Source organism: Streptosporangium sp. CA-115845, from assembly GCF_050943795.1.
In the GTDB taxonomy this organism is placed as follows: Bacteria; Actinomycetota; Actinomycetes; order Streptosporangiales; family Streptosporangiaceae; genus Streptosporangium.
Map to the genome: position 1 here is coordinate 1,312,996 of NZ_CP191988.1, position 15,371 is coordinate 1,328,366.

General features: G+C 69.6%; 15 protein-coding genes. 8 read left to right on the plus strand and 7 right to left on the minus strand.

Annotation, left to right across the window (positions count from 1 at the left end):
• Window positions 1-128: 128 nt before the first annotated feature.
• Window positions 129-782, minus strand: coding sequence for a response regulator (locus ACQP0P_RS08395; RefSeq protein ID WP_433373141.1), 654 nt, complete (start codon window positions 780-782; stop codon window positions 129-131).
• Window positions 772-2,847: a sensor histidine kinase gene (locus ACQP0P_RS08400; RefSeq protein WP_433373144.1), complete on the minus strand. Its 2,076-nt coding sequence runs from the start codon at window positions 2,845-2,847 to the stop codon at window positions 772-774. The genes ACQP0P_RS08395 and ACQP0P_RS08400 overlap by 11 nt, the downstream gene beginning before the upstream one ends.
• A 175-nt stretch (window positions 2,848-3,022) precedes the next feature.
• Here ACQP0P_RS08400 and ACQP0P_RS08405 point away from each other — a divergent pair, with 175 nt between their 5' ends.
• Both ACQP0P_RS08405 and ACQP0P_RS08410 read left to right on the plus strand, forming a co-directional pair.
• Window positions 3,023-3,682 (plus strand): hypothetical protein, encoded by a 660-nt coding sequence (locus ACQP0P_RS08405; RefSeq protein ID WP_433373147.1) that lies wholly within the window; start codon window positions 3,023-3,025, stop codon window positions 3,680-3,682.
• A gap of 211 nt (window positions 3,683-3,893) precedes the next feature.
• The gene (locus tag ACQP0P_RS08410) at window positions 3,894-4,022 is read left to right on the plus strand and encodes a hypothetical protein (protein WP_433373150.1); all 129 of its coding nucleotides are present in this window, start codon (window positions 3,894-3,896) and stop codon (window positions 4,020-4,022) included.
• Window positions 4,023-4,046: 24 nt separating this feature from the next.
• Here ACQP0P_RS08410 and ACQP0P_RS08415 read toward each other — a convergent pair whose 3' ends face one another.
• Entirely contained in the window at window positions 4,047-5,090 is a 1,044-nt protein-coding gene (locus tag ACQP0P_RS08415) for a saccharopine dehydrogenase family protein (RefSeq protein ID WP_433373152.1), read from the minus strand.
• A 113-nt stretch (window positions 5,091-5,203) separates the two neighbouring features.
• Between ACQP0P_RS08415 and ACQP0P_RS08420 the strand changes: the two genes are divergently transcribed.
• Window positions 5,204-6,139, plus strand: a complete 936-nt coding sequence (locus ACQP0P_RS08420) for a helix-turn-helix domain-containing protein (RefSeq protein ID WP_433381752.1) — start codon at window positions 5,204-5,206, stop codon at window positions 6,137-6,139.
• 93 nt (window positions 6,140-6,232) lie between these two features.
• Here the strand turns inward: ACQP0P_RS08420 and ACQP0P_RS08425 are convergent, their stop codons facing one another.
• Window positions 6,233-9,610, minus strand: coding sequence for a pyruvate carboxylase (locus tag ACQP0P_RS08425; protein WP_433373154.1), 3,378 nt, complete (start codon window positions 9,608-9,610; stop codon window positions 6,233-6,235).
• A 394-nt stretch (window positions 9,611-10,004) separates the two neighbouring features.
• Window positions 10,005-10,577: a DoxX family protein gene (locus tag ACQP0P_RS08430; protein ID WP_433373157.1), complete on the minus strand. Its 573-nt coding sequence runs from the start codon at window positions 10,575-10,577 to the stop codon at window positions 10,005-10,007.
• Window positions 10,578-10,589: 12 nt separating this feature from the next.
• Between ACQP0P_RS08430 and ACQP0P_RS08435 the strand changes: the two genes are divergently transcribed.
• From ACQP0P_RS08435 to ACQP0P_RS08455, 5 genes are all read left to right on the plus strand, one after another.
• On the plus strand, window positions 10,590-11,165 hold the full coding sequence (locus ACQP0P_RS08435; protein WP_433373160.1) for a TetR/AcrR family transcriptional regulator: 576 nt from the start codon (window positions 10,590-10,592) through the stop codon (window positions 11,163-11,165).
• Between the two features lie 230 nt (window positions 11,166-11,395).
• Window positions 11,396-11,641, plus strand: a complete 246-nt coding sequence (locus ACQP0P_RS08440; RefSeq protein WP_350962954.1) for a hypothetical protein — start codon at window positions 11,396-11,398, stop codon at window positions 11,639-11,641.
• On the plus strand, window positions 11,638-12,054 hold the full coding sequence (locus tag ACQP0P_RS08445; protein WP_433373163.1) for a hypothetical protein: 417 nt from the start codon (window positions 11,638-11,640) through the stop codon (window positions 12,052-12,054). The genes ACQP0P_RS08440 and ACQP0P_RS08445 overlap by 4 nt, the downstream gene beginning before the upstream one ends.
• 670 nt (window positions 12,055-12,724) lie before the next feature.
• Complete coding sequence (locus ACQP0P_RS08450) at window positions 12,725-13,216, plus strand: DUF2975 domain-containing protein (RefSeq protein ID WP_433373166.1); 492 nt, start codon at window positions 12,725-12,727, stop codon at window positions 13,214-13,216.
• Window positions 13,216-13,437: a helix-turn-helix domain-containing protein gene (locus tag ACQP0P_RS08455; protein WP_343980091.1), complete on the plus strand. Its 222-nt coding sequence runs from the start codon at window positions 13,216-13,218 to the stop codon at window positions 13,435-13,437. Before ACQP0P_RS08450 ends, ACQP0P_RS08455 begins: the two co-directional genes overlap by 1 nt.
• 573 nt (window positions 13,438-14,010) lie before the next feature.
• On the opposite strand, the gene ACQP0P_RS08460 is transcribed toward ACQP0P_RS08455, so the two are convergent.
• Together ACQP0P_RS08460 and ACQP0P_RS08465 are read right to left on the minus strand one after the other, a co-directional pair.
• Window positions 14,011-14,442, minus strand: coding sequence for a hypothetical protein (locus tag ACQP0P_RS08460; RefSeq protein ID WP_433373169.1), 432 nt, complete (start codon window positions 14,440-14,442; stop codon window positions 14,011-14,013).
• A complete protein-coding gene (locus ACQP0P_RS08465) occupies window positions 14,439-15,155 on the minus strand; it encodes a hypothetical protein (protein ID WP_433373172.1) in 717 nt (238 codons plus the stop codon). Before ACQP0P_RS08465 ends, ACQP0P_RS08460 begins: the two co-directional genes overlap by 4 nt.
• Window positions 15,156-15,371: the final 216 nt, after the last annotated feature.

Consider the following 15,371-nt stretch of genomic DNA (forward strand, 5'->3'; position numbering starts at 1 on the left):
GGCGGCCTGGCCATCGGTTTCGGCTTCTGCCTCAGCGCACGCCGAGTCTGCGAAGCAGGCCGTGCCGGACAGGGCGGCGATGTCCGCGATGCCTCACGGGCCGGACCGGTGGCGATCCGGCGGGAAGGTCAGCGGCCGAGGCCGGCGTCACGGGCTTGGATGATGGCCTCGGCCCGGTCGGCGACGTGCAGCTTGGCGAAGATGTTCGAGACGTTGTTGCGCACGGTTTTCTGCGACAGGAACAGCGTCGATGCGATCTGTGCGTTCGACCTTCCGGCTGCGAGCAGTGCCAGGATCTCCCGCTCACGTGGCGTGAGCTGCGGGAACACATGACTGTTGGACGCCGTCGGTACATCGGTCAGGAACTCCGCCACGCGGCGCGCGATCGCGGGACCGAAGATCGCCTCACCGTTGGCGACCGCGGTGATCGCGCGCCCGATCTCGGCCTGGTTCGCACCCTTCAACAGGTAGCCGCGTGCCCCGGCCCGCATCGCGGCGAACAGGGTGGCATCCTCCTCGGACATCGTCAGCACCACCACCCCGATGTGCGGGCTGTGCCCGGAGATCCGCCGGGTCGCCTCGATCCCGTCCAGTCCCGGCATCCGGACGTCCATCACCACCACGTCCGGCTGCATATCCGCGGCCAGCTCGATCGCTTCCAGCCCGGTACCGGCCGTGCCCACCACCTCGATGCCGGACATCGAGCCCAGTAGCGCCGCCAGGCCGTCGCGGTACACCGGGTGGTCATCGGCGAGGAGCACCCGGATCGATTCATGAGACATCTACCACCTCCGCCGCCTGCTCCAGCGGCAGTCTCGCACGGACCAGCGTTCCGCCGTCGGCCGGGCAGATGATCTCACAGTCACCGCCAAGCTCGGCCGCCCGCTCCCGCAACGAGAACATCCCTACACCGGCTATGACATCCACCCCGATTCCCGCACCATCATCGCGCACCAGGACGTCGAGTACTCCCTCGTTCACGCTCAGGGCGATGTCGCAGCGCGAGGCGCACGCGTGCCGGACGACGTTCGCCAACGCCTCCGACACGATCCGGTACGCCGCCACCTCCACCGCGGCCGGCAGCACACCGAGCGCCTCGTCGCCGGTGACGACGACTTCAAGGCCGCTCGGGCGGAAACGGTCCGCCTGCTGCCGGACCGCCCGGAGCAGGCCCAGCTCGTCGAGCGCCGGTGGACGCAGGTCGTGCACTATCTGCCGGATATCCGCCATGACCGTGGCCACCTCGGCGGCCGTCTGATCGAGGATCCGTTCGGCCTCGGCGGGTGACGTGCGGGTCAGGTTCCGGGCGGTCTCGATCCGCAACGCCACCGCACCGAGGTTCGGCCCCAGCCCGTCGTGCAGGTCGCGCCGGAGCCGGCGACGTTCCTCCTCACGGGCGACCACGAGCTGGGCGCGGATGCGCTGCAGGTCGGTGCTGAGTTCCGAGGCGCGTGCCGCCGCGGCCGCCTGCCGTACCAGGTCGCCCAGAAGCTGCTGGTCCCGTTCGGTCAGGTCGGTCCGGCACAGCACCAGTCGCCCCACCAACTCGGCACGGTAGGCGACCGGCAGCGACACCGACGGCCCTCGCGGTGAGCCGTACTCCACCACCGAACGCCTCCCTCTTGGGCGCTCGATCTCCACCCGGACGTAGGACAGCCGAAACGCGTCGGCCAGCGTTCGTGCCACCGCGATGAGCTGCTCATCCGGGTCGGTGGCCAGTTCGAGCCGCTTGGCCAGCGTCGAGACCGTCGCGTACGGATCCTCCCGCGATCCGCGCACCAACCGGCGGACCACCCGCATCAGCCAGGTTCGCAGCGGTATATAGACCGCTGCGACGATCGCGAGTGCGGCGAGCGCGGCGTTTCGCTCATCGAGCACGGTGCCGACGGCGGTGAACACGACGATGTCAACCAGGATCACCAGCGCGGCGAGTATGCCGTACAGGGCCGTTGCCGAGAGCAACCGGTCGATGCCGTACAGCCGGTACTTGGTCACCGCGACCACCACGGCGGAGGAGGTGAGCGCGATCGCGAGACCGAGCATGGCCACGGAGAGCTCCGACGGCAGCATGTAGCCCAGCAGTAACACGAACATGTCCACGAGCGCGGCCCACATCAGCCAGCGGATCTGCGCCCGCCGGTCGGGGTCGGCGACCCGGTAGCGGTGCACCATGACCGCGAACGGCACCACCAGGCTCACCACTATCCCGGAGTACGCGATCTTCAGGATCGGCGGCCAGAAGCCGTATGGCAGTTCGACGCTGAACGGGTCGAACGCGAGCCGCGCGATTTCGGGAGGCAGCGGCAGGGCGAGGTAGCGCGTCAACACGGCCTGCGGCACCACCATGAACACCGTTGGCAGCAGTGCGGTCAGCGCGAGACTGATGACGGACAGCCGGCGCCACAGCCTGGCCACCGGCAGGCGCCCGTCGGGGAACAACAGGATCAGCAGCGGCAGCCCTAACAGCAGTGTCGCGCCGAACCGTGTGTAGAACCAGTGGGCGGCCGACGCGCCCGGTGTGCCCGGCGATACGTAGATCGCATACGTGGCCCAGCCGGCGGCGAAACCGTCCAGAACCCACACCAGGCCGGAGACGGTCAGCACCCAGGCGACCGAGTGTCGTGGCAACCGCCGGAGCAGGAGAACGCCGGGCAGTACCTGCGCGAGACCGATCAGTGCCACCGTCCAGCCGGGATCGAGCTCCGCGCCGCTCGGCACTTCCACCCCGCCGTTGCGGATGTCCAGCCCCACCGTGCCGACGGTCAGTGCGACTGCGGTGACAGCCAGCATGCCCGGCAGGTGGGATCTACGCGCTGCCGTCGGCTCGGCCGGTGTCACGTTCTTCACGAGATGCATTCTCACGTGATGTGTCCCGATTGTCCCGAGACTGCCGTCCCGTCGGGAGCGGGAATATCGAGGACCGAGATCAGGACCGCCGACCCTGCGTAGCCGGGGCTGAGGGCGCGAATCGTAGAACCCCGGGGGTGCGCCGGCACCCTTCGTGGAAAGGAACCGACCGACGATGGACGCACATATCACCAGCACACCGGCCAAGGCGCGTACGGACGTCGAGGCCGCCGACACCCCACCCGCCGAGCACCGTGTCACGATCGTGCCCCAGACGATCCGCCGCCTTGGGCTTGTGCTGGCGGTCTGCACGCTGGCCTGGGCGGTGAGCAACGCCGCGTACGGCCCCAATGGCGAGGGGCTGGGCTCGCGCATGACCGTCCTGGCGGGGCTGGCCTTCCAGTTAGGCCTGTTCGCGCTGGTCACGGTGCAGATGCGAACTCTGGCGACCGGGACGTCGCGCGTCTCCATGATCATGCTCAAAGTCGAGATGGTGCTGCTCGTCCCGGCCTGCCTATGGTCACTACTGCACGGGATCTTGCCCGGCGAAATACGCAAAGCGCTATGGATGACCGTGCTTGACATCTTCTGGCCGTTGTCGATGGTGGGCATGTGCGTCATCGGCGTGAAGATCGCGTTCGCCGACCAGTGGAGGGGAGTGCTGCGCTGGTGGCCTCTGATCGCGGAGAGCTGGGCGTTCGTGGCCATCCCGTCGCTCATGGTGCTTGGCGAGCCCGTCGGGCGATGGATCGGCGCCGGTTACCTGCTCGTCGGATACGGCGTGCTGGGGCTGCTGCTCGCCTGGCGTCCGGAGCTGACCGTCGCCCGGCGTTGAGCCGGTGGTCGCCCGCCGGAGGCGTGTCAAGCACGATCCATGTTCACCTGCACCAGCGCCGTGCGGAACATCAGCGTGCTGGAGCAGGCGACGGTCAGGCGGCACCGTTGGGTCTCGGTAGGCCGGGCACCCGCCCGCACGGGGCGGCCGGGCCGACCCCGCCGAGCGCGGTGACCTTGCCGGCGCCCTCGATGACGAGCACGGGCGCGCGGTGCCGGCGCAGGTCGTCCGGCTGGAGGCGTTGCTGCTCGTCACGCATACGGCCGGCGGCTTCGGCGGGTGGAGTCTGACGGAACGGATCACCGGCGAGCTGGAGTCGTCGGTGCTCGCGCCGCCGTGACAGCGGCGTATGACGGCTCGCCGGTCAGTCGCGTGTGTCGAGCGGAACGTGCACCGAGAGGTGCGCGGACAGGGAGCCGAGGAAGTCCGGGGCGTCGAAGACCGCGCCCGCGGAGACGACGCCGGTGGTCCTGGTCCGGCCGGTGAGGACGCGGTCGACGGCCTCCACCGCGAGCGGCGCGGTGATGGCGTAGATGTCCTGACCGGTGGCGGCCACGCGGCGTTCCGCGCCGCCCGAGCGGACCAGGACGTCGACGACGAAGGTCTGCGCGGAGCGGCCGAGCTCGTCGACGGCGGCCGGTGCCGAGGCGTCGGGAGCGGACAGGTCCGCGGCCGCCTTGGCGGTCATGTAGGTGCGTACCTCCGGGACGGCCAGGTGGCTGGGAACGGTGATGACGTCGGCCATGGTGAACTCCGCGATGACGCTCTGGGGGCCGAGCGGAGCCGGGAAGGGCCACTCCAGGGTCGGCAGAGCGTCGTCGTGGTACTCCAGCTGTCCGCCGGTGTAGCGGACCCGGCGGCCACCCCGCCGCTGCCCTGAGACCACGCCCGAGGCGAGCGTTCCGGCCGTGGGGTGCCAACTACTCAGGCCGTAGGCGATGTGCGCCTCGTCCGCCGCCGTCCAGTCGCCCATCGCGGTGGTGACCAACAGGTCGCCGAGGCCGCCGTAGAAGGCCATCGCCGGGACCACCACGGTGCCCGCGGCGCGGGCACGCTCCGCGAAGTGCGTGAACGTGTCATGGTTCGCCTCGATCTCGGCCGCCACGTCGACATACGGGATGCCGGCCCGCAGTGCCGCCTCGATCAGCGGGGCGGCGGTCGTGGCAAAGGGCCCGGCGCAGTTGATCACGGCGGCCGCGCCCTTCAGCGCGCGGTCGAGCGAGGCAGGATCGTCGACCGACGCCTGCCGCGCCTCAAGCTCCGGCTGGGACTGCACCAGCGCCGACAGCTTGTCCTGGTCGCGACCAAGGAGCAGCGGGAGGTATCCGCGCTCGCGCAACTCCGCGACCACGAACCGCCCGGTGTGCCCGTAGGCGCCGAGCACCGCCACGTTGCGACCCGATTCCATGCCTGCTCCTATGTGCTCGAAGTGATCCACTACGGCAATCCTGTCCCAGTCGACCCACTGGGGCCAGCGTCTGAAATGACATGGCCCGTACAATTCCCGACATGAGTCCTTCCCTGCGCTCCGTCGCGATCGCCGCCACCGATGGGATGCTGCACTTCGAGCTGGCCCTGGCCTACGAGGTGTTCGGCTCCGCCCCGGACGCCCTGCCGGGCCCCTGGTACGACGTCAGGGTGTGCGGCACGCACGCCGTCCGGGTCGGCCGGTTCCTGCTGGAGCCGGACTGCGGGCTCGACCAGCTGGCGCACGCCGGCATCGTGATCGTCCCCGCCTTGGCGGACGTCGACGAGGACCCGCCGGCCGACCTGGTCGAGGCGGTGCGCGTGGCCCACGAGTCAGGCGCGCGGGTGGTCTCTCTGTGCACGGGCGTGTTCGTGCTCGCCGCCGCCGGCCTGCTGGACGGACTGCGCGCGACCACGCACTGGGCTCACACCGAGGAACTGGCCGCGCGCTATCCCCGGGTGGAGGTCGACCCGGACGTGCTGTACGTCGACAACGGCAACGTGCTCACGTCCGCGGGCAAGGCCGCGGCGATGGACCTGTGCCTGCATCTGGTCCGCCGCGACCACGGTTCGGCGGTCGCCAACGTGGTCGCCCGCCGCCTGGTCGTGCCGCCTCACCGGGCCGGTGGCCAGGCCCAGTTCGTCACCACACCGGTGCCCGCCCAGGACGGCCACCCCCTGGCCGAGCTGCTCCCCTGGGTGATGCGGCGGCTGGACCAGCCGCTCACCGTGGAGGACATGGCCCGCCAGGCGAACATGAGCTCGCGCCACCTGGCCCGCCACTTCCGCTCGGTAACCGGTACCACCCCGCTGCAGTGGCTGCTGACGCAGCGCCTCCGTCGCGCGCAGGAACTGCTGGAGACCACGGGCGACAGCGTCGACACCATCGCCTCGGCCGCGGGCATGGGCACGGCGACCACACTGCGCCGCCACTTCCACCGCACGATCGGCGTACCACCGGACGCCTACCGCCGGACCTTCCGGGCGTGAGGCCCGAGACAGGAAGTCCGGGACGGGAGCCTCCTGCTGCGTAAGCCCAGCACACTCGGGACGCGGCCCGTCACCTGACTCGCCAGGTGTGCCTCAAGCGGGGGTGATTTCGAGGACCAGGTCCCCGACGTCGACCTGTTGCGTGCCGCTGAGGGCGATGCGCCGCACGGTGCCGGAGAGTGGCGCGGTGATGGAGGCTTCCATCTTCATCGCCTCGATGGTGGCAACGGTGCCGCCGGCAGCCACGACGTCGCCGACCTTGACGACCGGGGTGACCACGCCACCGAACGGTGCGCCGACGTGCCCGGGGTTGGCCGGATCGACCTTCTCCTGGGCGGGTGCCTCGGCGGAGACGGTCCGGTCACGGACGTTGATCGGGCGGAGCTGGCCGTTGATCGTGCACATGACGGTGCGGATGCCGCGTTCGTCGGGGCCACTGATCGACTGCAGGCCGAGGATGAGGGTCTTGCCCTCGTCGATGACGACCTCGTGCTCCTCGCCGGGCTGGAGTCCGTAGAGGTAGGCGAGCGTGGGGAGGGTGGAGACGTCGCCGTACTTCTCGCGGGACTCGAGGAAGTCCCGGGTAGGGACGGGGAAGAGCAGCGTGTTGAGGGTGAGCCTGGTGTCTGTCTCCAGGCCGTGGCGTTCGTCGGGGGTCAGGCCGACGGTGGGGATCTTTTGGGTGCGGCCGGCCAGTGCCTTGGTGCGGAACGGTTCGGGCCAGCCGCCGGGCGGGTCGCCGAGTTCCCCGGCCAGGAACCCGATGACGGAGTCGGGGATGTCGTACGCGCCGGGGTTGTCGGCGAAGGCGGCGGGGTCTGCTCCCACGGCGACCAGGTGGAGGGCGAGGTCGCCGACGACCTTGCTCGACGGGGTGACCTTGACGATGTTGCCGAGGATGCCGTTCGCGGCGGCGTACATGCTCTCGACCTGCTCGAATTTCTCGCCCAGACCGAGCGCGATGGCTTGCTGTCGCAGGTTGGACAGCTGGCCGCCGGGGATCTCGTGGGTGTACACGCGGCCGGTGGGGGACGGCAGTCCGGACTCGAAGGGTGCGTAGAGGCGGCGGGTGGCCTCCCAGTAGGGCTCGAGGTCGCAGACCGCGGCGAGGGAGAGCCCGGTCTCGCGATCGGTGTGGTCCGTCGCGGCGACCAGCGAGGAGAGCGCCGGCTGGCTGGTGGTCCCCGCCATGGCGGCGCAGGCGGCGTCGACGGCGTCGACCCCGGCGTCGATGGCCGCGAGGAGGGTGGCGAGCTGGCCGCCGGGGGTGTCGTGGGTGTGCAGGTGGACCGGCAGGTCGAAGCGCTCGCGGAGGGCGGTCACCAGTGTGCGGGCGGCCGGGGCGCGGAGCAGACCGGCCATGTCCTTGATCGACAGGATGTGGGCGCCGGCGCCGACGATGCGTTCGGCCAGGCGCAGGTAGTAGTCCAGTGTGTAGAGCGTCTCGCGGGGGTTGGACAGGTCGCCGGTGTAGCAGAGGGCGACCTCGGCGACAGCGGTTCCGGTGTCACGGACGGCCTGGATCGCGGGGGCCATCTGGGACACGTCGTTGAGGGCGTCGAAGATCCGGAAGATGTCGATGCCGGTGGCGGCGGCCTCGTGGACGAAGGCCTCGGTCACCTCGGTCGGATACGGCGTGTAGCCGACGGTGTTGCGGCCGCGCAGCAGCATTTGCAGACAGATGTTGGGGACCGCTGCGCGGAGCGCCTCCAGTCGCGCCCAGGGGTCCTCGGACAGGAACCGCAGCGCCACGTCGTACGTCGCTCCGCCCCAGGCCTCCAGTGACAGCAGCTGGGGCGTGGTGCGGGCCACGTGTTCGGCGACGTTGAGCAGGTCCTTGGTCCGCACCCGGGTGGCGAGCAGCGACTGGTGGGCGTCGCGGAAGGTGGTGTCGGTGACCGCCACGGGGGTCTGCTGCCGCAGCGCCCGGGCGAACCCGACGGGGCCGAGCTCGAGGAGCCGCTGACGGGAGCCGTCGGAGAGGGCGCCCGACCCGGTGGGCAGCTTGGCCAGGGGGTCGATGGCCGTCGGTGCCGGGCCGTGGGGCTGATTCACGGTCACGTCGGCGAGGAAGGTCAGCAGCTTGGTGCCGCGGTCGGCACTGGACCGGGCGGTCAGCAGCTGCGGATGGGTCTCGATGAAGCCGGTGGTGAGCCGGCCGGCCTGGAAGTCGGGGTCGTCCAGGACCGCCTGGAGGAACGGGATGTTGGTCGCGACGCCGCGGATGCGGAACTCCGCGATCGCGCGGCGGGCCCGGGCGACGGCAGTGGCGAAGTCGTGGCCCCGGCAGGTCAGCTTGGTCAGCATCGAGTCGAAGTGCGCCGACACCTCCGCGCCGGTGTACGTCGTACCCCCGTCGAGGCGGACCCCGGCCCCACCCGGCGAGCGGTACGTCGTGATCGTGCCCGTGTCGGGGCGGAACCCGTTGGCCGGGTCCTCCGTGGTGATCCGGCACTGGAGGGCCGCGCCCCGCAGCCGCACCGAGTCCTGGGAGAGCCCGAGGTCGGCCAGGGTCGCACCCGAGGCGATCCGCAGCTGCGCCTGCACCAGGTCGACGTCGGTGACCTCCTCGGTCACGGTGTGCTCGACCTGGATCCGTGGGTTCATCTCGATGAACACATACGTGCCTGCCCGGTCGAGGAGGAACTCCACCGTGCCCGCGTTGACGTACCCGATCGCGCGCGCGAACCGCACCGCGTCGGCGCACATCCGGTCCCTCAAGTCCGGGTCGAGGCTCGGTGCCGGCGCGATCTCGACCACCTTCTGGTGCCGCCGCTGCACCGAGCAGTCCCGCTCGAACAGATGGATCACCTCGCCGGTGGCATCCGCCAGGATCTGCACTTCGATATGGCGGGGGTCGACCACCGCCTGCTCGATGAACACCGTCGGGTCCCCGAACGCACCCTCGGCCTCACGCATGCACGTCTCCACCGCATCACGTAGACCGGTGGGCGAATCGACCCGGCGCATTCCCCGGCCACCACCACCGGCGACCGCCTTGACGAACAGCGGATAGGGCATCGCAGTGGCAGCCTCGACCAGGCTGTCCACGTCGGTCGACGGTGCGATGCTCGCCAGCGTCGGAACCCCGGCGGCCTTCGCCGCGGCGATGGCGCGCGCCTTGTTGCCCGTCAGGGTGAGCACATCGGCCGACGGGCCCACGAACGTGATGCCCGCCGCGGCACACGCCTCGGCGAGCTCCGGGTTCTCCGACAGGAAGCCGTAGCCCGGATACACCGCGTCCGCACCCGCGGCCCGCGCCGTCTCCACGATCAGCCGCGGATTCAGGTACGCCCGCACCGGGTGCCCACGCTCTCCGATCTGGTACGCCTCGTCCGCCTTCAGCCGGTGCTCCGAACCCCGGTCCTCGAACGGGAACACCGCCACCGTCTCGGATCCCAGCTCGTACGCCGCGCGTAAGGCACGGATGGCGATCTCGCCTCGGTTGGCGACGAGGATTTTGCTGAACATGGGGGGACCTAGCCTTCCTTGCGCTGGGCGGTTTCAGCCAGACGTTCCGGACCCTGCAACAGACCATCGCACAATCCGGTGGCCCCGGACCATGGCGCGCGGCCAGGCCGTAGCGCCGCTCGTCGAGCCGGGCAAGCACCGGCGCATGGTCTTGATTGCCGTGCCTCGCCCCATTTCGCATTAAAAGGAGTTACATGTCCTATGTCTCACGGGAGTCCGACAGGGAGGGGTCCGGCGCCTTCCTCTGTTCCGGCGCCGCAGTGGAAGCTCAGCGCCACCAGCGCGGCGATACCAGGACGTCGAGGCGCTGAGTGCCGTCGTCCTGCATGGCCCGGTCCTGGATGAAGTCCTGGTCGCGGATGACGGCTGAGTCGTCTGAATGCCTGGTGCTCGATCACGCGCTGATCAAGCGCGTGGCCACATAGGCGGCTGTCAGGAGCACGACGGCGGCGGGAACGGCGGCTTTGCGGTGGTTGCCGGCGCGCATGTGCATGGCTGTGGCACCGATCATCAACGCGGCCAGGCCGATCCCCGCCAAAGCCCCAAGCCAGGCCAGTTTCAGGCCGATCAGCAGCCCGAGTGCTCCACAGATTTCCAGGATGCCGATGAAGCGGTTCAGGCTGGAGCTGACCCCGAGATGGTGGGCGGGCGGCGGCGCGGCGAAGTAGGGCAGTGGCCCCCGATCGAGTAGGTCGTCATCGACGTAGTCCGGCAGGCTCTCGCATTGCGCCAGAAGGGCGGCCACCGCGGGTGGCGGATCGGTCAACGCGCTCAGTCCCTCGGCGATGCCGCGCTGCAACGCCTCGCGCACGGGCCGGCCATGTGCATGGATCTCCTCGACCACCGCATCGGCCAACGGGTCACCGGTGGTCAGCGCCCAGCCCATCAGGTCGGCGCGCGCACGCCCGAACTGGGCCAGGACGGCAGCCTTGGTGGATCGATCGGTAGGCCATCGCGGCACGTTCATCAGGGGGCCGGTTTGGTCTTCGTCGGCTACGACGGCGCCTCGATGCGCGAGCTGGCCCGCAGGCTGGGCGTCAGCCACAACTTCATCAACGACCGATACGGCTCCAAACTGGCTTTCTGGCACGCGGTTGTCGATCACGCGCTGGAGGACGTGACGCGCAAGCTGGCGCCCGTCCTGCACCCGGAACCCGCCGACCTCGGGGCAGACGATGAGGCACGGCTGGCTGCGGTGGTGCTGCGCTTCTACGAAATCTCCGCGCGCACGCCGCTGCTGAACCAGCTCATGATGGAAGAGTCGCACCGGGCAGGCGAGCGCCTGGACTATCTCGTCGAGCGCTACATCGGCCCGACGCTCGCGGCCGTGCAACCCAGCGTGCAGCGGCTGGTCGACTCGGGCCGCATCCCGCCCACGCCGATCTATCTGCTGTACGCAGCGGTGATCGGGCCGGTGATCGCGATGACGGGCAATCCGATGATGGCCAAGCTCGGCCAGCCCGTCGGCCAGCAGGAGTCCGAGATGACGGCGCGAGCGAGCGAGCTGGCCCGTCTCATCCTGGATGGCATGCTCGGCTCGCGCCCCCATGTGTGAGGGGCGGTGCCAGGTGCATGAGGTCCGGTCGATGATCTACCGCCTGTGCGCCGAAGCCGGGGGCCTGGCGCCCTCACGGGTGCGAGCCCGAAGGCGATCATCTACCGGCCGCCGAAGGATGGCGGCTGCGAGACGCGGTCTTGGAGCCTGTATCACGACGAAGACAAGCGGTCCGCGCCCTTTTGCTCGTTCCCCGGCCAGTTATCTTATGTCGATTATATGATCCGAGTATGAGGAAACGAGCCGTCACCGTCACGGTGGACACCGACCTGATCGACTACGCCGAACAGCAGGTGGAAGGCGGTGACGCCCGCTCCCTGTCCGCCTACGTCAACGAGGCCATCGCGGCGCGCGTCCGCAGCGAACGACGCGCCCGCGCCACCTGGGGTGGACTCGTCACCAAAGCGCAGGCAGACCCCGACGCCGTCGCCCGCGCCGAACGCATGGCCGCCAACGTCAGGGCGAAACTCGGGTGATCATCCCTCCGCTCATCCTCGACAAGACCGTCCTGGGCGAACTCACCCGCGGCGATACCGCGCTGATCAACCTCGTCCAGATATTCGACGCCGGCGAGCAGCCGATGATCATCCCCGCGTTGGCCATCACCGGGGTCATGCTCGACAACAAGTCGCCTGAGGCAGCCGACGCACTGCGTGGCCTGTCCCTGATGAAAGGTGTCACCGTTGCCTCCCTCGACGGGCCCGAGGAGAGCGTCGCCCTGGCCGACATGGCCGGCAGGACCGGCCTGGACGTCTGGGACGCTCAGGCCGCCACCGAAGCCCTCGCCCGGATCGGTGCAATTCTCACCCTCGACGCCTCCCGGTGGGAGGAGCCGCAACGCCACATCGAGGAGCACCTGCAAGTGATCGAGATCTCCGACGACATGTAGTCCGATTGGAGGCGCTCGTGCCGAGAACCAAGCCGACTGACGAGCAGCGCCGGGAACTCCTGGACGCTTACCAGACGGACGAGCCGACCGCCTGGAAGACCGCCCAGCACCGGCCCTTCGGGGTTGGTGAGGGGCGCGACACGTCTTTCCGGGTAGAGGGCATGCGGTTGTGTCTGGCCCCGCGGGCGGTCCCCGGTTGTGCACCACCGCCTGCGGGGAGTTGGGGCGCGGCGGCACGGGAGGTGGGATCGGCGTGCCGTCGCGCGGTCCGCACCGAGGTGGGCCGGCGTTCGCGAGAGGTGACCGCAGTCATGGGCTCAGGTCGTTGACATCGACGAGAGGCAGGGGGGTTGTACCAACGGTTTCTGGCCCCACCCCAACGTGGATGGCCCCAGCCGGCCGGCGGCCGGAACGGGGACCAACGAGTTTGGCCCCACCCGGCTGCCCCCGTCGGCCGCAGGGCTTCGGCGTAGTCGGGTGGCGTCCGATTTGCGCTCAAGCAAGGCCGACTTCGACAAGATCAAGACGGTTCGCGCGCACGCCATGCCATGGGCGGGGGCGACGGCGTCCCGCCACGGTGCGAAACCGCCGCCGGCCCTCCGCCCCCACCCCTTGCCTCATATATCGAGATTCGATAGATTCTCATCGCAACTCGATAGAGGGGTGGGTCATGGGAAAGCTGACAGTGCGTGCGCTTCGCGCCGTGCTCGTGGTGGTGCTCGCCGGCACCGTGTTCGTACAGGCATTTACGGTGTGGGCGTTGGTCAGCGGGAGCGACCCGGAGGGCGGGTCGCTCCCGCTGACCCCGCTGCGCGTGATCACGATCCTGGGCATGGTGTCGGCCCAAGTCGCCCTGGTCGGCGTATGGCGGCTGGTGACGATGGTCCGACGCAAAACCGTATTCTCTTCCGCCGCCTTCCGGTACGTGGACGCCGTGATCGGCGCGATCGTGGCGGCTGCCCTCCTATGGTTTGCGGTCACGGCCCTCAACGCGCCGGGCCAGCGGGCCGACCCGGGCGTCACCGTCATCATGGGCGTCGTCGGCCTGGCCATCCTGGGGGTCGCGCTCATCGTGCTCGTGCTGCGGATGCTGCTCGCCCAGGCCGTCGCGCGCGACGTCGAAGCGGCGCAGATGCAGGCCGAGCTGGACGAGACGATCTGATGCCGATCGTCGTCGACATCGACGTGATGCTGGCCAGGCGGAAGATGTCCGTGGGCGACCTCGCGGACCGCGTCGGGATCACACCCGCCAACCTGGCGGTACTCAAGAACGGCCGCGCCAAGGCGGTGCGCTTCACGACACTCGCCGCGCTCTGCGAGGCACTCAACTGCCAACCGGGCGACCTGCTGCGCTGGGAGGCCGAGGACGCCGCGGGCGGATGACGTGCCCCAGAGCGGGCGTGAAAACGCCTGGCACCACCGGCCTGACACGGCACGTCGACCGCATGGACGTGGATCGCCGATCGCCCGCAGTACTGTCCCGACCTCGTTGGGTAGATTCTGGTTGACGTGCACCGCGCCGTCTTGGTCGACGACCGCGACCTGCGAACGTGACCTCCCCACCGAAATCCTCCGTCCTTCCAGCGTGGAAGGGCGGGGTTCGTCGTTGGGCGGGCAGCCAAGGCTTCGCCGTAGACTCTCAGGGGTGGGGCCAACTCCCATGCGAGCTTTGCACCTACCGGAGATCCACAAGTGTGGCCGGTTGCCGCCGGTGAAATCAGGCAGGGTGTTGGCCGAGGCCAGCGGCACCTGTTCGTGTGACGACCAGGTGCGGTCAGAACTGGCGAACATCGACCACACCAGGTCGGAGGTGCGGTCGTCGGTCGCGAACAACTGCGGCCGGAACTGGCGGACAAAACCAGCCTGGCTTCGAAGCGGCGGTGTCGCAGGCTCCAGATGACGAACCAGGTGGGTGCGTGCTGTTGGACCTGTTTGGCGGCTCGGGTCGCGTCGGTGTCAGCGCGGGTCGACATGTTCGGTCAGGATCACGTCGGCCAGCAGGGGCAGTCCGTTGCGCACCACGTCGGCTGCGTCTTTGGTGCGCAGGATGGTGTGGTGCTCGGCGAGCTGTCTGGCCGCCGCGAGCAGTGTCAGCTCGGAGCTGAGCAGTGGGCTGCCTGCGTGGTCGAGTTCGGGGCTGGTCCACCAGAACCGCTCGCCGTCGGTGTAGGCCAGCAGCCCATAATGGACAGAGACGATGGCGTTGCCGGAGGCGAGTTCGTGGACGTCCGCGTGGATGTGGTGAAGTTCGGCCAGTACGGCGGCCAGGTCCCGGGCGTATTCCACGGCGGTCGGTGGCGCGGCAGCCACCAGGGAGGCGGGTTCGCCGCCGCATCTGCACTCGCATCCGCACGCCAGGGTGTCGCCTCGCTCGGGGGTCGTGTTCATGCCGCGACCTCCTGCCGGTGCGGGTGCTGTCGCCAGGACGAGGGGGTGTCCGGTGAGCGGCCCCGGCCGGGAGCGATGGTGAGCCCCGGCCGGGGAGTCCGGTAGGTCCGGCCGGGGATGTCCGGTAGCGCGGTGAGCGTTCGCTGGATCAGGGGCGTAACGTCCTTGCGAGGATTGGGGTTGATGTCCGGTGGCAAGGGTGTCCGCTGGGCGGGTGGTGCTGCGGGGTGTGGGTGTCGCGGCTGGCGGTTCGTGTTCTGGGGCGGGTGTTCGGGGGTGCGGGCCGCGATCAGGGCTCGCCGCCGGGGGCGCGGATCGCGGGCGAGTGCCAGGCGGGCCGCGCGGTCCTCGCGGGTCTCGACCGGCTGGTGCGGGCGGCCGGTGCCGGGCAGCGCCGGGCGGCGGATGTCCGTACGTCCGGCGGGCCGAGTGGGGGGCTGTGTCCTCTCACGCTCGGCCTGGCAGGGGGCGGGCACGACCGCAGCGGAGCACACGGTGACCTCGTAGGCGGGTTGGAAGGTCGGCAGGGTCCGGCCCAGGCCGAGCCGGCGGCGTACGTCGAGGCGCTCGGCCATCAGTTCACCGGACGGTTGTGCGTACTCGTGATCGGCGGCCTGGCCGGGGCAACCGTGCGCGTACGGCGCGTGCCCACAGACGGCGCAGCCCATCGGCAGCGGCGGGCTCTCAGCGAAACAGCCGCAACCGCTCGCCATAGTCCGATCGAGGAGCGGGGGACTAAGGTTATTCATGGATCGGGAGCGCCTTCCTGGTCAAGGGTCCGTTCGAGCGTTCGCAGCGCTGAGCGGGCCCGTTTTTTAAGATGATCTGTCCTGCGGTGGGCGCTGGTTACGTCCCCTTGTCTGGGCGAACCAGCCCTTTCGGGGGGCGATAGTCTTGGGACTATAGTCGGCCGACAGCAACCCTCTGTC